Origin of the sequence: Streptomyces sp. NPDC096310, from assembly GCF_044763125.1 — a bacterium.
In the GTDB taxonomy this organism is placed as follows: Bacteria; Actinomycetota; Actinomycetes; order Streptomycetales; family Streptomycetaceae; genus Streptomyces.
On sequence record NZ_JBIWFO010000006.1, the window covers coordinates 87,902 to 110,748 of the forward strand.

15 protein-coding genes, 1 tRNA gene and 1 pseudogene are annotated in these 22,847 nt (G+C 71.8%); 11 read left to right on the forward strand and 6 right to left on the reverse strand.

The annotated features are described in order from the left end of the window. Window positions 1-167 precede the first annotated feature (167 nt). On the forward strand, window positions 168-1,832 hold the full coding sequence (locus ACIQ7D_RS15270) for an MFS transporter (RefSeq protein WP_403937609.1): 1,665 nt from the start codon (window positions 168-170) through the stop codon (window positions 1,830-1,832). Window positions 1,833-1,946: 114 nt separating this feature from the next. On the opposite strand, the pseudogene ACIQ7D_RS15275 reads toward ACIQ7D_RS15270, so the two are convergent. From ACIQ7D_RS15275 to ACIQ7D_RS15290, 4 genes and pseudogenes are all read right to left on the reverse strand, one after another. Then, window positions 1,947-2,180: pseudogene (locus tag ACIQ7D_RS15275) on the reverse strand (SDR family NAD(P)-dependent oxidoreductase); the annotation flags it as partial. Window positions 2,181-2,261: 81 nt separating this feature from the next. After that, a complete protein-coding gene (locus tag ACIQ7D_RS15280) occupies window positions 2,262-3,119 on the reverse strand; it encodes a cellulose-binding protein (protein ID WP_403937611.1) in 858 nt (285 codons plus the stop codon). A 155-nt stretch (window positions 3,120-3,274) separates the two neighbouring features. Continuing rightward, window positions 3,275-5,959 (reverse strand): SUKH-4 family immunity protein, encoded by a 2,685-nt coding sequence (locus ACIQ7D_RS15285; protein ID WP_403937895.1) that lies wholly within the window; start codon window positions 5,957-5,959, stop codon window positions 3,275-3,277. 5 nt (window positions 5,960-5,964) lie between these two features. After that, complete coding sequence (locus tag ACIQ7D_RS15290) at window positions 5,965-6,942, reverse strand: SMI1/KNR4 family protein (RefSeq protein ID WP_403937613.1); 978 nt, start codon at window positions 6,940-6,942, stop codon at window positions 5,965-5,967. Window positions 6,943-7,367: 425 nt separating this feature from the next. Here ACIQ7D_RS15290 and ACIQ7D_RS15295 point away from each other — a divergent pair, with 425 nt between their 5' ends. From ACIQ7D_RS15295 to ACIQ7D_RS15310, 4 genes are all read left to right on the forward strand, one after another. Continuing rightward, window positions 7,368-7,940, forward strand: a complete 573-nt coding sequence (locus tag ACIQ7D_RS15295) for a YwqJ-related putative deaminase (protein ID WP_403937615.1) — start codon at window positions 7,368-7,370, stop codon at window positions 7,938-7,940. A gap of 2 nt (window positions 7,941-7,942) precedes the next feature. Further along, complete coding sequence (locus ACIQ7D_RS15300; protein ID WP_403937617.1) at window positions 7,943-8,476, forward strand: SUKH-3 domain-containing protein; 534 nt, start codon at window positions 7,943-7,945, stop codon at window positions 8,474-8,476. A 314-nt stretch (window positions 8,477-8,790) separates the two neighbouring features. Then, window positions 8,791-12,261 (forward strand): DNA polymerase III subunit alpha, encoded by a 3,471-nt coding sequence (locus ACIQ7D_RS15305; protein ID WP_403937619.1) that lies wholly within the window; start codon window positions 8,791-8,793, stop codon window positions 12,259-12,261. Continuing rightward, the gene (locus ACIQ7D_RS15310) at window positions 12,258-13,238 is read left to right on the forward strand and encodes an ImpB/MucB/SamB family protein (RefSeq protein WP_403937621.1); all 981 of its coding nucleotides are present in this window, start codon (window positions 12,258-12,260) and stop codon (window positions 13,236-13,238) included. Before ACIQ7D_RS15305 ends, ACIQ7D_RS15310 begins: the two co-directional genes overlap by 4 nt. Before the next feature lie 64 nt (window positions 13,239-13,302). Here the strand turns inward: ACIQ7D_RS15310 and ACIQ7D_RS15315 are convergent, their stop codons facing one another. Continuing rightward, window positions 13,303-14,643 (reverse strand): sensor histidine kinase, encoded by a 1,341-nt coding sequence (locus tag ACIQ7D_RS15315; RefSeq protein ID WP_403937623.1) that lies wholly within the window; start codon window positions 14,641-14,643, stop codon window positions 13,303-13,305. Window positions 14,644-14,831: 188 nt separating this feature from the next. Here ACIQ7D_RS15315 and ACIQ7D_RS15320 point away from each other — a divergent pair. The 6 genes from ACIQ7D_RS15320 to ACIQ7D_RS15345 all read left to right on the forward strand — a co-directional run bounded on the left by ACIQ7D_RS15320 (window position 14,832) and on the right by ACIQ7D_RS15345 (window position 19,730). Further along, window positions 14,832-14,903 (forward strand) — tRNA-Gln (locus ACIQ7D_RS15320). Between the two features lie 109 nt (window positions 14,904-15,012). Then, window positions 15,013-16,461 carry a bifunctional UDP-N-acetylglucosamine diphosphorylase/glucosamine-1-phosphate N-acetyltransferase GlmU gene (gene glmU / locus ACIQ7D_RS15325; RefSeq protein WP_403937625.1) on the forward strand — a complete coding sequence of 483 codons (1,449 nt, stop codon included), beginning with the start codon at window positions 15,013-15,015 and terminating at the stop codon, window positions 16,459-16,461. A gap of 130 nt (window positions 16,462-16,591) precedes the next feature. Continuing rightward, window positions 16,592-17,569: a ribose-phosphate diphosphokinase gene (locus tag ACIQ7D_RS15330; RefSeq protein WP_403937627.1), complete on the forward strand. Its 978-nt coding sequence runs from the start codon at window positions 16,592-16,594 to the stop codon at window positions 17,567-17,569. Between the two features lie 246 nt (window positions 17,570-17,815). Then, complete coding sequence (locus ACIQ7D_RS15335) at window positions 17,816-18,403, forward strand: 50S ribosomal protein L25/general stress protein Ctc (protein WP_403937629.1); 588 nt, start codon at window positions 17,816-17,818, stop codon at window positions 18,401-18,403. 132 nt (window positions 18,404-18,535) lie between these two features. Continuing rightward, entirely contained in the window at window positions 18,536-19,132 is a 597-nt protein-coding gene (pth, locus tag ACIQ7D_RS15340) for an aminoacyl-tRNA hydrolase (RefSeq protein ID WP_403937630.1), read from the forward strand. A 178-nt stretch (window positions 19,133-19,310) separates the two neighbouring features. Then, window positions 19,311-19,730 carry a hypothetical protein gene (locus ACIQ7D_RS15345; protein WP_403937897.1) on the forward strand — a complete coding sequence of 140 codons (420 nt, stop codon included), beginning with the start codon at window positions 19,311-19,313 and terminating at the stop codon, window positions 19,728-19,730. A 114-nt stretch (window positions 19,731-19,844) separates the two neighbouring features. Here ACIQ7D_RS15345 and ppc read toward each other — a convergent pair whose 3' ends face one another. Further along, complete coding sequence (ppc, locus tag ACIQ7D_RS15350) at window positions 19,845-22,574, reverse strand: phosphoenolpyruvate carboxylase (RefSeq protein ID WP_403937632.1); 2,730 nt, start codon at window positions 22,572-22,574, stop codon at window positions 19,845-19,847. Window positions 22,575-22,847 lie beyond the last annotated feature (273 nt).

Here is a 22,847-nt window from a genome sequence, read left to right on the forward strand (position 1 = left end):
CCGGGACGAACGGCCCCTGGCGAGACGTAAGGAGGTACCCCTAGGGGACTCCACCCGCGGAGGGACCCGCCGACGGGCCCCGGGCGCCCCCTTTCGTCCCCTCCCGCCCTGTGAGGTGCGGGTGAGAAGGTGTCCCCGACCAGATACGTGTACGGGGAAGGGAACTTGTGAGCGGCTCCGGAGGAAGTACCGAGGGCACGGAACACACCAAGGACACGGGCCCTGCGGAGGCGATACCCGGCGGGCCGCGCACCCCCCGCGGGCGCGGTCCCGTCGTCGCCGCGCTCATGCTCGGGATGGCGCTCGCCGCGCTCGACGGCACCGTCGTCTCCACGGCCGTCCCGCAGATCGTCGGCGATCTCGGCGGATTCGCCGTCTTCTCCTGGCTGTTCTCCGGCTATCTGCTCGCCGTCACGGTCACCCTGCCCGTGTACGGAAAACTCTCCGACACCCTCGGACGCAAGCCCGTACTGGTCGCCGGGATCGTCCTCTTCCTCATCGGCTCGCTGCTCTGCGCCACCGCCTGGAACATGGCTTCCCTGATCGCCTTCCGCGTCGTCCAGGGCCTGGGCGGCGGGGCGCTCCAGGGCACGGTGCAGACCATCGCCGCCGACCTCTACCCGCTCAAGGAACGACCCAAGATCCAGGCCAAGCTGTCGACGGTCTGGGCCTCCTCGTCCGTGGCGGGCCCTGCGGTGGGCGGGTTCATCGCGGGGTACGCGGACTGGCGCTGGATCTTCCTGATCAACCTGCCGGTCGGGGCGGTGGCGCTCTGGCTGGTCGTCAGATACCTCCACGAGCCGCACCGCGCCCGGAGCGGTACGGATACGGCACGCGGTACGGGGACGAGGGCGGGGACGGCAAGCGGTGCGGGTACGGGACGGGCGCCCCGTTCCCGGCCGCGTATCGACTGGGCCGGCGCCGTGGGCGTCTTCGCGACCGGCGCGCTGCTGCTCACCGCGCTCGTCCAGGGCGGGGTCGCCTGGCCCTGGCTCTCCGCACCGTCGCTCGCGTTCCTCGGCGCCAGCGCGTTCCTCGCCGCGTTCACCGTCGTCATCGAGCGCCGGGCCGCCGAGCCGATCATCCCCGGGTGGGTCTGGCGCCGCCGCACCATCGCCGCCGTCAATCTCGCGCTCGGCGCGCTGGGGCTGCTGATGGTCGCCCCGACCGTCTTCCTCCCGACGTACGCGCAGTCCGTCCTCGGGCTCGGCCCGATCGCCGCCGGGTTCGTGCTCTCCGCCATGACACTGAGCTGGCCGGTCAGCGCGGCCTTGTCCAACCGGGTCTACAACCGCGTCGGCTTCCGGCAGACCGCCGTCATCGGCATCTCCCTCGCGACGCTGGTCCTGCTCTCCTTCCCTCTGCTCCCCTACCCCGGGCACGCCTGGCAACCGACCCTGATCATGCTGCTGCTGGGCGCGGCGCTCGGGCTGTTCCAGCTTCCGCTGATCATCGGGGTGCAGTCGACGGTCGGCTGGGCGGAGCGGGGCACGGCCACCGCTTCCATCCTCTTCTGCCGGCTGATCGGCCAGAGCGTGGGCGCCGCGGTGTTCGGCGCCGTCGCCAACTCCGTACTCTCCGAACGGCTGGCGAGCGCGCCCACGCCCGGTCTGCCCGAGGACGTGGACGGTGTCGCGCGGGCCCTGGAGGATCCGGCGTCCCTGAGCGCCGAGGCGGCGGAGTATCTGCGCCGGGCGATGGACACGGCCGTCGACCATGTCTACGTGGGCGCGGCGGGGGCGGGCGCGCTCGCCCTCCTCGCCCTGCTCCTCCTCGCGCCGCGCCGCTTCCCGGTGCTCCCGGACCCACCTGCGGACCAGCAGGACCCTTAGGGGCCGTACGCGGGACCCTCAGGGCCCGTACGCCCGGGAAGAGCGGGCGGCCCCGGTGCTCGGTGCTCAGGCGAAGGCGTCGACGCCCGTCAGCTCGGCGGACCGCTCCCACAGGGCGCGCCGCCGCGCCGGTACGACGACCCGGGCGCCGGCGGCGGCCAGCGCCCGGGTGGTCTCCAGGCCGATACCCGAGTATCCGCCGGTCACGAGCGCGGTCTTCCCCGTGAGATCGATCCCGCGCAGCACGTCGTCGGTGGTGCTCCGTGCCCCGAAACCCGAACCGATCCGGTGCTGGTCCGGGTTCCGACAGGGGTTCGGGTCCGGGCTGTGGTGCTCATGCGTGGTCATGTCGTGAAAGGTACGAATTGGAATGCTCTCCAAGTCAAGCCGCCACGGCACCACGACCCGACGTACTCCCCACGTGCCCCGTCACTCCTCCGTCGGGGCCCTCCCCGTCAGCGCCGCCAGACTGTTCCGTACGTGCGCCATGTGCGCCCGCATCTCCTCGCGCGCCTCCTCGTGCGCCCGTACCAGCCGCTCCGTGTCCCGCGCCACCGAGTCCGCCCGCGCCCTGGCCTGGGCCTTCAGCTCGTCCGCCTGGTCCTGCGCGTCCTCCTGGCGGTGCCGCGCCTGTTCGCCCGCCGCCGACAGCCCCCGCTGCGCCTCCGTCAGCTTCGCCTGCGCCCGTGCGGTGCGTTCGGCCGTGTCGGCCTCCAGCACCGCCTCCCGCGCCGCGATCTCGCGGTCCGCCGCCGCGAGCCGTTCCGTGTGCTTCTGCTCCAGCTCCTCCAGCAGCCGCTCCGTACGCCGGCGCACCTCCTGAAGCTCCGCGAGCGCCTCCGCCCGGCGCTCCGCACCCTCGTTCCGCGCCTCGTCGCGCGCCTCGTCGGCCGCGTCCTGCGCCGCCTCCACCACGCGCTCGGCGTGCGCCTCCGCGTCCCCCCGTACGCCGGCGGCATGTTCGCGCGCGGCCTCGCGTATGTTCACCGCCTCGGACTCGGCCGCCGCGAGCGCCGCCCGGCACTCCTCGCGCACCTCGGCCCGCAGGGTCTCGTCCTCCTGCCGCGCGAGCGCCAGGATCCGCTGGGCGCGGCGGCCCAGATTCTCGTACGTCGGCGGCTCCAGCGCCGCCACCCGCGCCGCGAGTACTTCCGCCTCGCCCACCATCCGGTCGGCCAGCGAGGTGAGTTGCGCGACGCGCTCCAGGGCGTCGTCGCGGTCCTGGGTCAGCGCGGCGTACTCCCGGTCGACCTGTTCGGGACGGTAACCACGACCACGTACGGGCACGAAGCCATGATCCGACAACGGTGCACCACCCATCTTGAAGGCCCTTCTCGGGCGAACCACAGAGTCACAGCTCAGGGTCGGGTACAGCGAGGCGCCCACCGCCGTGCGGTGGGCGCCTCGGTCATCCGTACCGACGCGTGTGTTCTAACGAACCGTCACAGCAATCCGTCCCACATCTGCTCCAGCAACACCGACCACCAGTTCTCCGGCGACGACAGCGCCGCCGGGTCCAGCGCCGCCAACTGCGCCTGGAAATCGACGGTCCAGCGGCCCGCCTGCTCCGGGGTCAGCCCGAAGCGCAGCCGCCACATCCGTCCCAGCAGCGCCAGCGAGCGCGTGAACTCCGGCAGTCCGGTGTTCACGAACTGCGGCGCCACCGACTGCCCGCCGGGCCCCGCCTCCACCGGTACGGCCATGATGTGCGCCGTACCGTACTGGACGCAGAGCGCCCGTCCGAAATCGCTGCCCATCACCAGGTACGAGCCCGCGTCCGGAGCCGCCGGCACCTGCCGCTGCGCGGCCAGTTCGGCCAGCGTCGGCACCACCGGCTGCGGGGGCTGCGCCCAGAAGAACGGCCCGAAGTCGGCCGGCAGCCCCGCCCACACCAGGGTGCGCGCCACCAGCTCGGGCACGCCCTGCCGGGACACGGCGCGCTGGTCGAACCGGCAGATGCCCTGGGGGCCGAACGCCGCCGCCAGCTCCTGCGCGATCCCCTCGGGCGGCACCGGCGGCGCGGGCGCCACCTGCGGCAGCGGCGCCCGGACCGGCGCGGGGCGCGCGGGACCGTCGGCGACCTGATGCAACTCGCCCTGGTGGGTGAGGAGATGCTGCATGCCCTGCTGCCTGCTGGCGTGGTCCTGACCGTACGGGGCGACGCTGGTGATCCGCACCTGCGGCCAGGTCTCCCGGATCATCCGCGCGCAGTAGCCGCCGGGCAGCTCGCACGACTCCAGCTCCGTGTGGAGTTCGAGCACCTGCTGCGGCGGCACGTTCATCCCGCGCAGTTCGTGCAGGATCTGCCACTCGGGGTGCGGGGTGCCGGGTGCGGAGCGCCGGATGATCTGCGCCTCGGAGCCGTCGGGCGCGCGGTAGCGCAGCACGGCCTGGTAGCCGGGGCCGACGGTCGGCAGCCCCGACGGCTGCGGCGGGTAGCCGTACGGCGGGGGTACGGACCCGGTGCCACCCGGGACTCCGGGGGCCCCGGGAGCCCCGGGCGGCATGCCCGGGGGCATACCGGGGGCGCCGGGCGGGCCGGGCGGCCGGGGGGCCGAGGGCGGCGGTACGGGGCCACCGCCCGTCCGGCCAGGTCCCGCCAGCATGGTCGCGGCGTGGTGGACACCGCCGGGCGGCGTACCGGGGGCTCCCGGGGCGCCGGGGGGCTGCGGGGGCCGGCCGCCGGGGATGCCCTGGCCCTGGCTCGGGTCGGCGAACATCGTGGCCGCCTGGTGCACCCCGCCCGGCGGGGTGCCGGGAGGTGTACCGGGAGCGCCGGGCGGGGCCGGCGGCGGGCCGGGCGGCTGCGGGACGGAGGAGCCGATGCTCGGCGCGAGCTGCGTCGGCAGGTAGCCGCCGGCCGGGGCGCCGGGCGTCCCCGGACCCGAAGGGCCCGGCGGGGCGGCGGGCGGCGGGGTCGCACCGGGCACACCCGGCGCGCCGGGCGGCGGCGGTACCGCCCCGGCGCCCCCGCGCGTGCCACGCGGCGGTACGGAGGCCTTGCTCGTCGCGGCATCGGCGATGTCACCGTTGCCGGAGCCCGTTCCGGGAGCGCCCGGGGTGCGTGGCGCGCCCGGAGCGCCAGGAACGCCCGGAGCACCCGGCGCACCCGGAGCCGGCGCACCCGGAGCACCCGGGGCGCCCGGTGCCGGGGTTCCGGCCTCCGGGAGGTTCAGCGCGGACGCCAGTGCCGTACGCGGCAACTGGCTGCCGCCGGACATCAGCGCGGTCGGCGCCTCGGCGGCCACGCTCGGCGGCGGGGTGTCATCGTCGTCGGCACCGGCGAGCGGCGGCGCGAAGACCGTCGCGGGCAGCGGTACGGAGCCGCCGTCCGGCGAGGCGGACGACTCGCTGGTGTCGATCCCGGTCCAGGGCGTCGCCCCGGGCGGCGGGGCGGGCGCCGAGGCGGGCACACCGTCGTTGGCGGTGGGCTCGTACGCGGCGGGGCGGGCCGAGCTGCCCTGCGAGGCGTTGGCCGGGGGCGCCCCGGCCGAACCGGCGCCGAGGGAAGCCCCGGCGCCGAGGGAGCCGCCGCCACCAGCGGCGAGGGAAGCGCCGCCGCCGAGCGAGCCGCCACCAGGACCGCCGGACGCCGAAGCCCCTGGAGCACCCGGAGTACTTGAAGCCTCTGGAGCACCTGGAGCACCTGAAGTACGGGAAACGCCTGGAGCACTTGGAGGACCTGAAGCACGTGGAGCGCCCGGAACATCCGGAGCGGCGGACGGGTCCGCCGGCTTCCTGCGGTCCGGGATGCCGATCTTGTCGGCCGCGTCCTGCAACCACTCCGGCGGCGTCAGCAGGAACGACGTCTGGTTCAGGTCGATACGCGCCGGCGCCTCGGGCGCCGCGGCGGCCTGCGGCTCGCCCCGCGTCCCGTACTCCTCCTCGTACCGGCGGATGACCTCGCCCACCGGCAGCCCCGGCCACAGCGTGGCCTCACCGCTGTCCCGCGCGATCACCAGCCGCTGCCGGCCGCCGTCGGACGTCGGACCGTTCTCGCGGTCCTCCGCCCATGCCACGAAGCCGAGTTCGAACTCCCGCACCCGCACCTCGCGGTGCTGGTAACCGGGCGCGTCGCCGTTCACCCAGTCTTCCGCGCGCTCCTGCGCCTGCGCGAAGGTCACCACCGCGCTCACCCCTCCACCGGGACGGCGCGCGCGAAGCCGCCGTCCACCATCAGGTTCGCCACGGTCTCCAGCTCCGGCGGGCTGCCCGCCAGCCGCAGCAGGAACGCGTCGAAGTCGTCGCCGCACTCCAGGAGCAGCCGCTCCACCCGCTCCTGGACAGCCCAGCCGTCCCGGTCCCGGGCGTCGTCGTACGCGGAGAACCAGACCGAGCCGGCCCGTTCACCCCGTACCTTCACCGCGAGCAGCCCGCCCTGCACGAAGGCGACCGCCAGATAGTCCTTGGTGAGATGGTCCCGCAGGCACTTGTTGACGTACACCAGGTCGTTGACCGCGGCCTCGTCCCGCACCGTGAAGAACGGCTGGTCCACCAGGAGCCCCAGCTCCGCGTCGAGCGCGGCGCCCACCGGGGCGCAGCCGCCGGCCGCCTTCAGGAACGAACGGTAGGCGCCGGGCAGCCGGTAGCCCAGGTCCTCCTCCGCGCCCTGCACCTGCTGCTCGCTCACCGACACCGACGTCTTCGGCAGCCCGAAGTGCACCGGCCGGGTCTCCTGGAGCGGACGCGTACCGCGCTTGCCGTGGTCCACCTGGGCCGTCGCCAGACCACCGTGGTGCCGCAGCAGCGCCTTGACCTCGGCCGGCACCAGCTCCATCCGGCGCGTACCCGCCACGTGGTGCCAGGTCCAGCCGTGCGGCGTGGCCACCGGCGTGATCGTGTCCCACAGCTCGTGGCCCGCCGCGGCCAGCGCCGCGTTCGCGGACACGTAGTCCGTCAGCCGCAGTTCGTCCACGCCGAACCCCTCGGGGGGCTCGGCTATCTCCGCGGCCGCGCGCGCGTACGGCGCGAAATCCGGGTAGCCGTCGGCATCCACCCGTACACCTCTGGGGTGCCGGGAGGCCCGGACCGGGTCCGGGAAATGCACGACCTGCCCGGCATAGGCCGCGTTCGGTGGCGCGGCTTGCTGCCCGAGCCGACCTGTCGTCATGGCGGTTGCCCCCTGCTGCGCTTCCGGCTGGTTCCACAGCCCTGGTTCAGGACAGCCTATGCGGTGGGGCAAGAGGCGCCTGCGACACTCCTCCCCCGGCCCGATCCCGCCTCTTCCCTCCGGCCTGATCGCGTCCCCGCCGGGCCCTCGCCCCGCCTCCGGCCGGTGACAGTCAGCTACGTCCGCCCCTCGGCGGTGACCGGCCCGCCGGGGTCCTGCCCGCTCCTCGCGCCCGGTGACCAAGCGGCACACCCCGCGTGACGCAGCGACGATTCCGCGTCATGATCCGCACCGATCCTCGCCGATCTACCCGGATCGGATCCCCGGTTTCCCCACAGTGCGTCACATTTGGCAGGCTGTCCCAGCAACATGGGGGCGTGACACCGACGGCTACCGGCCGCCGGTGAGGGGAGGGGACCAGCACCATGCACACCGCACAGCACACGGAGCGCACCGAGTACGCCGCTCCGCGCACCACCGGCGGGGCCGACGCCTCGGGGGCCCCCGTCGCTCCGCGGGCCCCCGGCGACCCGCGTCTGAGCTGGCGTTCCACCGAGGCGCAGCTCCCGCCGACCGTCCGGCAGCGCAGGGACGGCATCCTGCCGGCCGTGGCCGCCGCGCTCTCCGTCCGCGGCGAGACCCTCACCTGCACGGCGGGCAAGGCCGACCAGCCGCCCGCCCTCCACCCCCTCGTGCAGGACTTCCTCGACACCCTCACCAGCGGCCAGCGCGAACGGTTCACGGGCCGCTGCCCCGAGGCCATACTGCTCTCGCGCCATCTCACCGCCGCCGAGGCCGGCCGCTCCAAGAGAGCGAGACGAAAACCCCTGACCCACGGCGAGGCACGGCGCTCCCTCAAGCACGCCAAGCTGACCGCGCGCCGTATCCGCGAGGACGGCGACCCGCTGCACGGCAGCTACGCCCCGCCCTGCCGTTCCTGTACGGCGCTCCTCGCCCACTTCGGCGTACGGTCCGTCGACCCCACCGAGAACGGCTGACCATGCCCGACCTCCAGCGCACCGGCCACCCGTACCCGCGGCAGCCTCCGCACGCGCACACCAGCACCCGCTTCCCCGTCCCCGTGGACACCGCGCTGCGCGACGCCGGCTGGCAGCCGGGCCGCTGGGACATACAGCGGGCCGAGGAGTGGGCGGATGTCCTGCGCGCCCACATCACCCCGGCCGGCCACCGGCTCAGCGTCTTTCCGGCCGCCGTCGAGGCGTGGGCCGAATTCGGCGGCCTGCGTATCGCCGCTCCGGGCCCCGGCCGTCAGATCGCGCCCGCCGTGCTGCGGATCGACCCCACCGCCGGGCTCCATCACGCCCGTACCCTCACCGATCTCGGCCGGTCGCTGGAGACGGAGCTGAGCCCGCTGGGCGAGGAGGGCGAGGGGCAGGCCGTTCTGGCCATCGACAGCGAGGGCCGTGTCTACAGCATCGACCACACCGGGGACTGGTATCTGGGCCCTGACATCGACCTGGCTCTGAAGACACTGATCACCGGCCTCGAACCGGCCCGTCTGACCTCCCCCTGAGACACCCCTCGCCCGTCACGGAGGGTTACCGGTGCGGGTGGGCCCCGCTCCCGCCGCGCGCCATCGCGCGTCCTCGTGGGTGACGTACGCCACCACTTCCGGGGACGCGGAGCGCTGTCGCGCCCAACTCCGCCACCGGGGCCCGGATGTGACGGAGGGACGCACGTCCCGTTCGGGCACCTCACACCCCCGCCCTCGATCACCTGTACGAAAAAAGTCGCTGACCGGGGACAACGCGGCTAGAATATTCGAACGAGAGTACGAGACAGGCATCGGCCGGGTGACTGAACGGGGTGGAGTGACGGAGGCGCGGCATGACGGGCTACACGCATCTGCACGTCGCGTCCGGATACTCCGCCCGCTACGGCGCCGCCCACCCCGAGCACCTGGCCCAGCGGGCGGCCGAGCGCGGCATGACCGCGCTCGCGCTCACCGACCGTGACACCGTCACCGGCACCGTGCGCTTCGCACAGGCCTGCGCCGCCACCGGGATCCGCCCCCTCTTCGGCATCGACCTCGCGGTGGAACCCCTCGCGCCGCCCCCGCCCGCACAGCGGACCCGTACCCCCGCGCGCGGCGGCGCCCATGTCGTCGAACCCGCCCTGCGGTTCGTCCTGCTCGCCCAGGACCGGGCCGGCTGGGCACGGCTGTGCCGCATCACCTCCGCCGCGCACGCCGGAACCGCCTCCGGCGCGGCACCGGTGACCGTCGGGTGGGACGCCCTGCGCGCATACGGCGGCCCCGGCCTGACCGTGCTGCTCGGACCGGTCTCCGAACCGGTACGGGCGCTCGCGGCCGGCCGGGAGGACGTCGCGGCCCGGCTGCTGGCGCCATGGCGGGAGATCTTCGGCGACGGGGTACGGCTGGAGACCGTCCTGCACTCCCGGCCCGGCACCGCACCGGGATCGCTGCGACTCGCCGCCCGCACCCTGGCGCTGGCCGACCGTACCCGTACCACCGCCGTGCTCTCCAACGCCGTCCGCTACGCCGACCCCGACCAGCACCGGCTGGCCGACGTCCTGGACGCCGCCCGGCTGCTACGGCCCATCGACCGGCGGAGCCTGGACGGCGGCCGGCGCTGGCTCAAGGACGAGGCGGCCATGACGGACGCCGCCCGGCAGATCGCCGCATGCGCCGGAACGGACCCCCGGCGGGCGGACCGGCTGCTCGCGGACACCGCCGCCACGGCGGACGCGTGCACCGTCGACCCCGTGGCCGATCTCGGCCTGGGCACCCGGCACTTCCCGGAACCGGCCGTGTTCGGCGCCGGGCCCGCGAACGGCGGGGACGGCACGGACGGCGCCGCGCGCCTGCTGCGCCAACGCTGCGAAGCCGGGCTGATCCGCCGCGGCCTCGACCGGGACCCCGCCGTACGCGACCGGCTGGACGAAGAACTGAACGTGATCTCGACACTGAAGTACGACTCGTACTTCCTCGCCGTCGGCCAGGTCGTCGCCGACATCCGCGAACTGGGCATCCGGGTCGCGGCCCGCGGCTCCAGCGCCGGCTCGATGGTCTGCCACACCCTCGACATCGCCACGGCCAACCCCCTCGACCACCGGCTGCTGTTCGAACGCTTCCTCAGCCTGCGCCGCGCCTCCCTCCCCGACATCGACATCGACGTGGAATCCGCCCGGCGACTGGAATGCTACGACGCGATCTTCACCCGGTTCGGCCGCGAACGGGTCGCGGTCACCGCCATGCCCGAGACCTACCGGGCCCGCCGCGCCCTGCGCGACACCGGACTGGCGCTCGGCATCGCCCCCGCCGACATCGACCGGATCGCCAAGAGCTTCCCCCACCTGCGGGCCTCCGACATCACCAGCGCCCTCGCCGAACTCCCCGAACTGCGCCCCCTGGCAGCCGAAGCCGACCGGTACGGACCCCTGTGGGAACTCGCCGAAGGACTCGACTCCCTGGTCCACGGCATGGCCATGCACCCCTGCGGAGTGATCATCAGCGACGCCACGCTCCTGGACCGGCTGCCCGTACAACCCACCCCCCAGGGCGACTACCCGATGGCAATGGCCGCCAAGGAGGAGATCGAAGCCCTCGGCAACATCAAACTCGACGTCCTGGGCGTACGGATGCAGTCCGCGATGGCCCACGCCGTCGCCGAAATCGAACGGGCCACCGGCGACCACATCGACCTCGACAACCCCGAACACGTCCCCCTCGACGACGTCTTCGCGTTCAAACTCATCCAGGAAAGCCAGACCATCGGCCTGTTCCAACTCGAATCACCCGGCCAGCAGGACCTCCTCTCCCGGCTCCAGCCCCGCGACCCGCAGGACGTCATCGCCGACATCAGCCTCTTCCGGCCGGGACCCGTCGCCGGAGGCATGCCCGAGCGGTACATCGCCGCACGCCACGGCGGCACACCGAAATACGCCCACCCCGACCTGGAACCGGTACTCGCCGACACCTACGGCGTGACCATCTGGCACGAACAAATCATCGAAACCCTGACCGTACTGACCGGCTGCGACCGCGCGATGGCCGAAATCGCCCGCCGCGCCCTCGGCGACAAGAACCGGCTCCCCAAGATCAAAACCTGGTTCCACGACCGGGCCACCGCCCGCGGCTACGACACCACCGTCCGCGACGAGGTATGGAGAACCGTCGAATCCTTCGGCGCCTACGGCTTCTGCCGCGCCCACGCCGTCGCCTTCGCCGTACCCGCCCTCCAGAGCGCCTGGCTCAAAGCCCACCACCCGGCATTCCTCCTCGCCGGCCTCCTCGAACACGACCCCGGCATGTGGCCGCTGCGCGTCATCGTCGCCGACGCCCGCCGCCGCGGCGTCCCCGTCCTGCCCGTCGACATCAACCACTCCACCGCCCGGCACACCGTGGAAAAAACCGACAGCGGACAGTGGGGCGTACGCCTCGCCCTCTCCGCCGTCCACGGCATCAGCAAAGAGGAAACCACCCGGATCGAAGAAGGCCGCCCCTACGGATCACTCTCCGACTTCTGGCAACGAGCCAGGCCCAGCAGACCCGTCGCCGAACACCTCGCCGAAATCGGCGCCCTCACCCCCCTCCACGACGGCCGCCTCACCCGACGCGACCTGCTGCTCCAGATCACCGAACTCCACCGGGCCACCCGCACCCGCACCGCGGGCGAAGGCCAACTACCCCTCTCCACCGAAGCCGTCGGCGGAGCCGAACCCAGCGGCCTGCCCGAAATGACCGGACGCGAAGCCCTCAGCGCCGAACTGACCACCCTCGGCATCGACGTCTCCCAGCACCTGATGGACCACCACCACCGGCTGCTACGGGAGATCGGCGCCACCGACGCGGCCCACCTGAGCCAACTGCGCGCCGGCCGACAAGTCCTCGTCGCCGGAGTACGCGCCGCCACCCAGACCCCACCCATCGCCAGCGGCAAACGCATCATCTTCGTCACCCTTGAAGACGGCTCCGGCCTGGTCGACCTGGCCTTCTTCGAAGACTCCCACCCCGCCTGCGCACACACCGTCTTCCACAGCGGACTCCTGCTGGTCCGCGGCACCGTCCAGGTACGCGGCACCCGCCGCACCGTCGTCGGCACCATGGCCTGGGACCTGGACCTCATCGCCGCCACCCGCCGCGACCACGGCCCCGAAGCCGCCCTCGCCCTCCTCGGCGCCGACCACCCGCACCCCACCCCCGCACAGCCCCGGCGCACCCTGGCCGACGGCACCACCGGCGCCCGCCTCCACCCCTACGCCGACCTGCTGCCCGCCGGCAGCCGCACAGCCGACCTCAAGAAACTCGGCTACACAAGCCCGGGGAGCGCGGGATGACCACACGCCGACACCACATCGCCCACCTCCACCTGCACGGCATACCCGACGAAGAACGCTACGCGGACGCACTCGACCTGCTGACCGGCATCACCCCCCACGTCCGGGCCATCCCGCCCACCGCCGTCCAACTCGACCTCACCTCGGCGCTCCGATACTTCGACCTGCCCCCCTACGACCTCGTCCACCTGGCGAAACTACGACTCAAAGCCCTCTACGGCATCGACAGCAGCGCCGGCCTCGCGGACAACCGCATGCTCGCCACCATGGCCGCGGACGCCTCCGCCCCCGGAGAAACCACCTGGGTCCCCGCCGACCACGCCGCCGACTGGCTGCGCCCCCGCCCGCTCACCGCACTACCCGGCACCGGCCGCACCACCGCGGCCACACTCAGCGGCTACGGCGTCCACACCATCGGCCAGGTCACCGCACTGCCCGCCACCACCCTGCAACGCCTCCTCGGCGCCGGCCCGGCCCGACTGCTCGCCGAACGCGCCCACGGCCACGACCCCCGCCCCTTCGTCCCCAGAGAACCCGCCCCCCACCTGACCACCGACCTCGTCCTCGACCGGGACTGCCTCGACCCCGCCCAGCACCACCGCGCCGTCCTCGGCCTCGCCGACCGGACCGGCCAGCGGCTGCGCCAGGAAAAACAGGTGGCCGCCCACCTCACCCTCACCGTGCGCTACGCCGACCGCAGCTCCACCACCCGCACCCGCGCACTCCAGGAACCCACCGACCACTCACCCGCCCTGGTCACCGCCGCCCTCGGCCTTCTGACCGCCCTCGGACTCCAGCGCGCCCGCGTCCGCGCCTTCACACTCCGCGCCGACAACCTGCGACCCGCCACCGCCGCCTTCCGACAGCTCACCCTCGACCCGGGCGACGCCCGCGCCCGCGCCATCGAAGCCGCCGCGGACCGCGGCCGCCACCGCTTCGGCCCCAAAGCCGTACGCCCGGCCGTACTCGCCGACTGACACACCCGTCACACGGCCCCGTACAGACGGCGGGGCGGCGAGGGGCACCCCAGCCCCCTCGAACTCACGCAGCGGCACCCCGCCGGTCCGGCAGCACCGCCGACACCCGGAAACCCCCCGCATCCGTCTCCCCCGACACGAACACCCCGCCCAACGCCGTCACCCGCTCCCGCATCCCCACCAGCCCATTCCCCCCACTCGGCAACCCCGCGTCCTGCGCACCACCATCCGAAGGCCCGTTCTCCACCTGCATCGCCACCTCCGCCTCCCGATGCGCGAGCCGGACCATCACCTTCGCCCCCGCCGCATGCTTCAGCACATTCGTCAGCGCCTCCTGCACCACCCGGTACGCGGTCTGCTCCACCTCCCGCGCATACGGCCGCGACTCCCCCTGCACCATCAGCTCCACCACCATCCCCGTATCCCGGGACTCCCCCACCAGCGCCTCGATATCCCCCATCCCCGGACCATCCTCGGCCGCCGCCGCGGCCGCCGCGGCCGCCGCCAGCCCCACGGACGCCAACGGCACCACCGACGCCGCCCCCGCCACCCCGTCCGCCCGCCGCGACGCCACCTGCTCCCCCGCCCGCAACACCCCCAACATCTCCCGCAACTCCGTCAACGCCTGCCGGCCCATATCCCCCACCAGAGCCGCGTTCTTCACCGCCTTCTGCGGATCCTTCAACGCCACCGCCTGCAACGCCGCCGCATGCACCACCATCAAACTCACCCGATGCGCCACCACGTCATGCATCTCCCGCGCGATCCGCGTCCGCTCCTCCGTACGCGCCCACTCCGCCCGCTGCTCCGCCCGGTCGGCCAGCAACGACAACTCCTGCTCCAGACTGTCCGCCCGCTCCCGCAAGCTCTCCATCAGCCGCCGCCGCGCCCCCACGTACAACCCCAGCAGCAACGGCGGCGCCGTCAGCCCGACCGACATCAGCACCGCGACCACCGGCACATACCAGCGCGCCGAGTCGATCCCCGTGTCCACCACGTTCCGCGACATCCGCACGGCCGTCACGATCAGCGTCCCCGCGAACGACATCCCCGCCAGCGCCCCGATGATCCGGCGCGGCACCTCGGAAGCGGCCAGCGTGTACAGGCCGACCAGGCCCATCAGATAGCCCATCTCCGCCGGCGTGATCGCGATCGACACCAGCACCACCGCGAACGGCCACCGCCGCCGCACCAGCAGCATCGACCCGGCGATCAGCCCGAACAGCACCCCCACCGGCACCGGCAGCACCGCGGTCTGGGCGAACTGCGCCCCCTGCAACCCGCACTCCAGGGCCGACACGACCGCCAGCCCCACGTCCAGCGCGACACTCCGCCGCCGCCCCCACCACCAGTAGCCACGGGCAGCCATGCCCGCAGAGTCCTGGTGTGCCCCCGTTGTGGTCATGTCTCCCAGCCTAAGGGGGCCCGCACCCCGATATCCGGCGACCTCGGGACCCCGGATCAGGGGCTGCCCGGTCATCCGGGTCTCTCAAAGCGCGGAGCTCTACCGTCGCGTCGAGGGCTGGTGGTACGGCATAGTAGGAGCCACCAGCTCGACCGGTAGGAAAATGTCCGGTTGATACCGGCTTGCAGTCCCCTGTGGTGTAATCGGCAACACGGGTTACTTTGGATAACTTGTTCCAGGTTCAAGTCCTGGCAGGGGAGCATCCGCATGCGGGTCCCGACCTCACCGGTCGGGACCCGTCCTCGTTTACGCCCCGCTACCCCCCGGTATCCTGCGATTGACCATCACCCGAAGCCGAAGGGCATCCCCGTGAGCGCCAACCGCCCGGCAGCCGTCATCGTCCTCGCAGCGGGTGAAGGTACCCGCATGAAGTCGAAGACCCCCAAGGTCCTGCACGAGGTCTGCGGGCGCTCGCTCGTCGGACATGTCGTGTCCGCCGCGCAAGAGCTCGACCCGCAGCAGCTCGTCGTGGTCGTCGGCCACGCCCGCGCGCAGGTCGAGGGCCATCTCTCCGCGGCGTACGCGGGTGTGCGCACCGCCTACCAGGCCACTCAGCTCGGCACCGGGCACGCCGTGCGGATGGCGCTCCAGGAGCTGGGGAGCACGCCGCACGGGACCGTGGTCGTCGTCTGCGGTGACACCCCGCTGCTCTCCGGGGAGACGCTGAACGCGCTCGCCACGGCGCACGCCGCCGACGGCAACGCGGTGACGGTGCTGACCGCCGAGGTGCCGGACGCGGCCGGGTACGGGCGGATCGTGCGGGACGGGGCGAGCGGCGCGGTCACGGCGATCGTCGAGCACAAGGACGCGACGGACGCGCAGCGGGCGATCCGGGAGATCAATTCGGGGGTGTTCGCGTTCGACGGGCAGTTGCTCGCGGACGCGCTGGGCAAGGTGCGTACGGACAACAGTCAGGGTGAGGAGTACCTGACGGATGTGCTGGGCATCTTGCGTGGGGCGGGCCATCGGGTCGGGGCGTCGGTCGCCGGTGATCATCGGGAGATCCTGGGGATCAACAACCGGGTGCAGCTCGCGGAGGCGCGTCGGCTGTTGAACGAGCGGTTGTTGGTGCGGGCGATGCTGGCCGGGGTGACGGTGGTGGATCCGGCGTCGGTGTCGGTGGATGTGACGGTGACGTTCGAGCAGGACGTGGTGGTGCATCCGGGGACGCAGCTTCTGGGTTCGACGCATCTGGCGGAGGGCGCGGAGGTGGGGCCGAACTCGCGGTTGAAGGACACGGCTGTGGGTGTGGGTGCGCGGGTGGACAACACGGTGGCAGACGGGGCGGAGGTGGGCGAGGGCGCGATGGTGGGTCCGTACGCCTATCTGCGGCCGGGTACGCGGCTGGGGGTGCGTGCGAAGGCGGGCACGTATGTGGAGATGAAGAACGCGACGATCGGTGAGGGTACGAAGGTGCCGCATCTGTCGTATGTGGGGGACGCGACGATCGGTGAGTTCACGAACATCGGTGCGGCGAGCGTGTTCGTGAACTACGACGGTGAGGCGAAGCATCACACGACGGTCGGTTCACACTGCAAGACGGGTTCGGACAACATGTTTGTGGCGCCTGTCACGGTCGGGGACGGTGCTTACACCGCTGCGGGGTCGGTGATCACGAAGGATGTGCCGGCGGGTTCGCTGGCCGTGGCCCGTGGCCAGCAGCGGAATATCGAGGGTTGGGTGGCGCGGAAGCGTCCGGGGAGTGCTGCCGCGCAGGCGGCGGCGTCGGCGTCCGGGGGCGTCGCGGGGGAAAGCTGACCGGAAAGAGGCGCACCGATCACGGCGTACCGTGATAACTGCACATCTGCACGATTCGGCTGGCTTGCAGGGACGCCTCGCAGGGACGCGCGGGCTCGGCGGCCATCAACACGTCTGAGGAGACAGTGCTGTGACCGGGATCAAGACGACCGGCGAGAAGAAGCTGATGCTCTTCTCCGGCCGCGCCCACCCCGAGCTGGCCGAGGAGGTCGCGCGGCAACTCGGTGTCGGGATCGTGCCGACCAAGGCATTTGATTTCGCCAATGGTGAGATCTATGTCCGTTATCAGGAGTCGGCCCGCGGTGCGGACTGTTTTCTGATCCAGAGCCATACCGCTCCGATCAATAAGTGGATCATGGAGCAGCTCATCATGATCGACGCTCTGAAGCGGGCGTCGGCGCGGAGTATCACGGTGATCGTGCCGTTCTACGGGTATGCGCGCCAGGACAAGAAGCACCGTGGGCGGGAGCCGATCTCGGCGCGGCTGGTGGCGGATCTGATGAAGACGGCGGGTGCGGACCGGATCCTGACGGTGGATCTGCACACGGACCAGATCCAGGGCTTTTTCGACGGTCCGGTGGATCATTTGTTCGCGCTGCCGGTGTTGGCGGATTACGTGGCGGGGAAGGTGGACCGGTCGAAGTTGACCGTGGTCTCTCCGGACGCGGGCCGGGTGCGGGTGGCGGATCGCTGGTGCGACCGGCTGGGTGCGCCGCTGGCGATCGTGCACAAGCGGCGGGACAAGGATGTCGCGAACCAGGTGACGGTGCATGAGGTCGTCGGCAATGTGTCGGGCCGGGTGTGTGTGCTGGTGGACGACATGATCGACACCGGTGGGACGATCTGTGCGGCGGCGGACGCGTTGTTCGCGCATGGCGCCGAGGATGTGATTGTGACGGCGACGCATGGTGTGCTGTCGGGTCCGGCGGCGGACCGGTTGAAGAATTCGAAGGTGAGCGAGTTCGTGTTCACGAATTCGCTGCCGGATCCGGGCAATCTGGATCTGGACAAGATCACGGTGCTGTCGATCGCGCCGACGATCGCGCGGGCGGTGCGCGAGGTGTTCGAGGACGGTTCGGTGACGAGCCTCTTCGAGGAGCAGGCGTGATCGTCGGCCGCTGAGGGCCGGTGGCCGTTCGGCGGCCGCGGGGAGCCGGTGGCCTGCTGGAAGATCGATTTCTGGGGCGGCCTCTCCGCCGGGTAGACTCATCGGGTTGCTCGGCGAGGGAGGCCGCACCTGTGTGCGGCTGGTCCGTTATCGACGCGCTCTTCGTAGCAGGCCCGTTGTGGCCGGGTGACGGCCCGATTTCCTGTTCCGCGGGAATCCGCGTTACTTACGAGGAGTGCGTCAGCCATGGCTGAAGTGAAGATCAGCGCCGAGATCCGTACCGAGTTCGGCAAGGGTGTGGCCCGCCGTACGCGTGTCGCCGGCAAGGTCCCCGCGGTCATCTACGGTCACGGTGCGGACACTGTCCACGTCACCCTGCCGGGTCACGACCTGATGATGGCGCTGAAGACGGCGAACGCGCTGATCAGCCTGGACATCGAGGGCCGCAACGAGCTGGTCATCCCGAAGGCCGTGCAGCGCAACGCGATCAAGGGTCACATCGAGCATGTCGACCTGCTCGCGGTGAAGCGCGGCGAGAAGGTCACCGTCGAGGTCGCGGTGCACACCGAGGGTGACTTGGCGCCGGGTGCGAACCTGCTGGAGAACGTTCTCAACACGCTGACCGTCGAGGCCGAGGCCACGCACATCCCGGAGTCCGTCACGGTCTCCGTCGAGGGTCTGGACGCCGGTGCGTCGATCCTGGCGAAGGATGTCCCGCTGCCGGCCGGCACGACGCTGGTGACGGACGAGGACGCGGTGGTCATCCAGGTGCTGGCCGCGCAGGCCGAGGAGCCGGCCGCGGACGAGGCCGCTGCCGAGGGTTCCGAGGGCTGATCCTCCGGACGGTTTTCACGGGGTGGCGGGCCTTGCCGGGCCGGCCACCCCGTTCGCTGTATCCACCTTCTGTGTATCCACTTCTGTGTATCCACCTTCTGTTGTACGAGTGCGCGAGGAGAGACGGCGCGGATGACCACGGATGCCAATGCCCCCTGGCTGATCGTGGGTCTGGGGAATCCCGGGCCCGGTTACGCGGCCAACCGGCACAATGTCGGGTTCATGGTGGCCGATCTGCTGGCGGAGCGTATCGGCGGCTCGTTCCGGCGGGCGCAGAAGGCGCAGGCGCAGGTGGTGGAGGGCCGGCTGGGGGGTCCTGGTCCCGGGGGGCGGCGGGTGGTGCTGGCGAAGCCGGCGTCGTACATGAATCTGTCGGGTGGTCCGGTCACGGCGTTGCGGGATTTCTACAAGGTGGGGACGGCGCGTGTGGTGGCGGTCCATGACGAGCTGGACATCGACTACGGGGTGCTGCGGCTGAAGCTGGGTGGCGGGGACAACGGTCACAACGGGTTGAAGTCGATGACGAAGGCGATGGGGCCGGAGTATCACCGGGTGCGGTTCGGGATCGGCCGGCCGCCGGGGCGGATGCAGGTCGCGGATTTCGTGCTGAAGGATTTCTCGTCGGTGGAGCGCAAGGAGCTGGCGTATTTCGTGGATCGTGCGGCGGACGCGGTGGAGGCTCTGGTGATGGACGGGCTGGAGCGCGCGCAGAGCACGTACAACTCCTGACAAGCCCCCGCATTGCCGTGCTTTCCCCGGCCCGTGGTTTGACCGGGCGCGTTCCCATGGCCAAGGATCCCGCCCTATGAGCCCTGTGAGCCCTGGGAAGCGGAAGAAGGGGGCCGGCAAGGGGAAGCGCAAGCCGGCCCCGTCGGCCCGTATCGTCTCGTTCGGCCATCGGACGGTGATGGGCGCGATCGTTCTGTTGCTGCTGGTGGCGGGTGTGTGGACGTCGTGGGGCGACGCGCAGCACGTGGTGCTGTCCAAGGGCCGCGAGCACGGGACGCTGACGGTGACCGGGTGCCGGGACGGTGTGTGTTCGGGGCGGTATGTGGCGGACGGTCCGGGGGGTGAGCCGGGGCGGATGACGATCGAGGAGTCCGTCGCGGTGGGGAAGGGTGACCGGCTTGCGGTGGTGGTGAGGCCGGGGACGACGGAGCTGGTGCGTACGGGGACGGCGGGTCTGCTGTACGCGTGGGTGCCGCTGGGTGGCGCGCTGCTGCTGGCGTCGCTGGTGATCGGGGGCGGGCTGCGGCTGACGCGGACGGCGTGGGGTGCGGCGGTGGCGGGCGGGGTGCTGCTGGTGGCGACGTTCTTCGCGCTCTGAGCCCGCCACGTACGCCCGCATCCGCGGCTTCTGTACGTACGGCGTCCGCCCCCGCCCGGGGTTCCGGTGCGGGGGCGGACGCCGTCAGGGGCCCGGGTGGTGGGCCGGGGCCGGTCAGCCGGTGTTGCGGAGTCCGGCCGCGACGCCGTTGACGGTGAGCAGCAGGGCGCGGGCGAGCAGCGGGTCGGCGGGGTCGCCCTGCTCGGCGGCGGCGCGCTGGCGGGCGAGGAGCGAGACCTGGAGGTAGGAGATCGGGTCGAGGTAGGCGTCGCGGATGGCGAAGGTCTGCTGGAGCGCCGGGTGGGAGTCGAGTAGCTTCTCGCCGCCCGTGATGCGCAGGACTTCCTGGACGGTGAGGGCGTGTTCGGCCTCGATGGCCTCGTAGACGTGCTTGAGGTGGTCGGGGACGAGGGTGTCGACGTAGTGGCGGGCGATCCGCAGGTCGGTCTTGGCGAGGGTCATCTCGACGTTGGACAGGAAGTTGCGGAAGAAGTGCCAGTGTTCGTGCATCTCGTCGAGGACGGTGTCGGGTCCGGCTTCGCGGAGCGCCTTGAGGCCGGAGCCGACGCCGAACCAGCCGGGGACGATCTGCCGTGACTGGGTCCAGCCGAAGACCCAGGGGATGGCGCGGAGGCCGTCGAGGCCGGCGCCGGAGTCGGGCCGCCGGGAGGGGCGGGAGCCGAGGTGGAGGTCGGCGAGCTGGTCGACGGGGGTGGAGGCGAAGAAGTACGCGGGGAGGTCGGGGTCCTCGACGAGGGTGCGGTACGTGCTGTGGGCGGCGTCGGAGACGATGTCCATGGCGGAGTCCCAGCGGGCCAGGGCTTCGTCGGACTGGCGGGGCGCGGTGTGCAGGGCGGAGGCCTGGAGGGTGGCGGCGACGGTCAGTTCCAGGTTCTCCCTGGCGAGGGAGGGGATGAGGTACTTGTCGGAGATGACCTCGCCCTGTTCGGTGACCTTGATCTCGCCTTCGAGGGTGCCCCAGGGCTGGGCGAGGATCGCGTCGTGGGAGGGGCCGCCGCCGCGGCCGACGGTGCCGCCGCGGCCGTGGAAGAGGCGCAGCCGTACGCCGTGCCGGTGGGCGACGTCGCGGAGTCGGCGCTGGGCGCGGTGGATCTCCCACTGGGAGGTGGTGATGCCGCCGAACTTGGAGGAGTCGGAGTATCCGAGCATGACCTCCTGGACGTCGCCGCGCAGGGAGACGAGGCGGCGGTAGGAGGGGTCGGCGAGCATGTCGTCGAGGATGATGTCGGCGGCGCGCAGTTCGTCGGTGGTTTCGAGGAGCGGCACGATGCCGATCTTGGCCCAGCCTCCGTGGAGGTCGAGGAGTCCGGCTTCGCGGGCGAGGACGGCGGCGGCGAAGACGTCGTCGGCGCCTTGGCACATGGAGATGATGTAGGACTCGATGACTTCGGGTCCGAAGCGTTCGAAGGCCTGGCGGACGGTGTGGAAGACGCCGAGGGTCTTCTCGCCGGCGGCGTCGAGCGGGGCCGGGGTGGGGGCGAGGGGGCGGCGGGAGCGGAGTTCCTTGGCGAGGAGCTTCTGCCGGTAGTCGCGGGGCATGTCGGCGTAGCGCCAGGATTCCTCGCCGAGGCGGTCGAAGAGCTGGCCGAGCGCGTGGTGGTGGGCGTCGGCGTGTTCCCGTACGTCCATGGTGGCGAGCTGGAGGCCGAAGGCGGCGAGGGTGCGGATGGTGCGGTCCATGCGGCCGTCGGCGAAGAGGCCGCCGCGGTGTTCGCGCAGGGAGGTCTGGATGAGGGTGAGGTCGTCGAGGAGTTCGGCGGTGCCGAGGTAGTCGCGGCCGTTCTCGTGGGGGGTGTTCCTGGCCAGGCGTTCGCGGGTGTTGACGAGCTTCTGCCGGATGCAGGTGGCCTTGAGGCGGTAGGGCTCTTCGGCGTTGAGGCGCTTGTAGCGGGGGCTGATCTCGGGGAGCCGGACGAGGTCGTTCTGGAGGGAGTCGAGGAGTTCGTCGGTGGCGCCGGTGTAGCGGATGGAGTTGGAGAGCTGGCCGCGGAGGTGGTCGACGAGTTCGAGGGCGTCGGTGATGCCGTGCTCGTGCTGGAGGATCAGGACTTCGCGGGTGACTTCGGGGGTGACGTTGGGGTTGCCGTCGCGGTCACCGCCGATCCAGGTGCCGAAGGTGAGGGGGCGGGTGCCGGGGGGCAGCTCGACGCCGACGCGGTCCAGTTCGGCGACGAGGTCTTCGAGTACGTCGCCGACGGCGCCGACGTGCAGTTCGTCCAGGTAGTAAATGGCGTTGCGGGCTTCGTCGGCGGGTTCGGGCCGTACGACGCGCAGTTCGTCCGTCTGCCAGATCAGGTCGATGGATTCGGCGAGCCGCAGATCGTGGCGGCGCCGGTCGGAGGCGAGGGCGGGGGCTTCGAGGAGTTCCGCGATGCGGCGGAGCTTGTTGAGTACGGAGCGGCGTGCGGCTTCGGTGGGGTGCGCGGTGAAGACGGGCCGTACGTTGAGGTTCTTGACGGTCTGGCGCAGGTGTTCGGGGTCGGCGTCCTTGAGGCGGTCCGCGGTGCGGGCGAGGAGGCCGCCCTCGGCGGCGCGGCGTTCGCGCATCTCGCGGCCGCGGTGGACCTGCTCGGTGACGTTGGCGAGGTGGAAGTAGGTGGAGAAGGCGCGGACCAGCTTGCCCGCGGTTTCCAGGTCGGTGTCGCCGAGAAGCTCGGCGGCGGCTTCACCGTTCTCGCGCGTGAGGGCGCGGACCCGTTCGACGAGCTCAAGGAGCTCCGGGCCTTCCTGCCGTACGAGGGTCTCGCCCAGGAGGTCACCAAGACGGCGGATGTCTGAGCGGAGCTCCGCGCTGGCGGATGGGGTCTGGTCGGCACTGCTCACAGGTGCGGCTCCTTGCAGTGTTTGAGCACGTCTGGAGGGGTTCTGGAGACTTTGCGGACCGCGCTGTCCGACGGTCCAAGGATAGGTGGCCTTCGCCTGACGTTATCCACAGCCCTCTTGCCTCGTGGTTCGGCGCTGCCATACTTACGTTGCCGTAGGTTACGCACCTGTATCCGGGCTTCTGCCCGATTTCCGAGTACGAGCCCCCCACGTCCCCAGCTCACGCCCCCACGTTCCCGCCCCACGCCCCCACCGCCCCCCATCCCCCTCCTT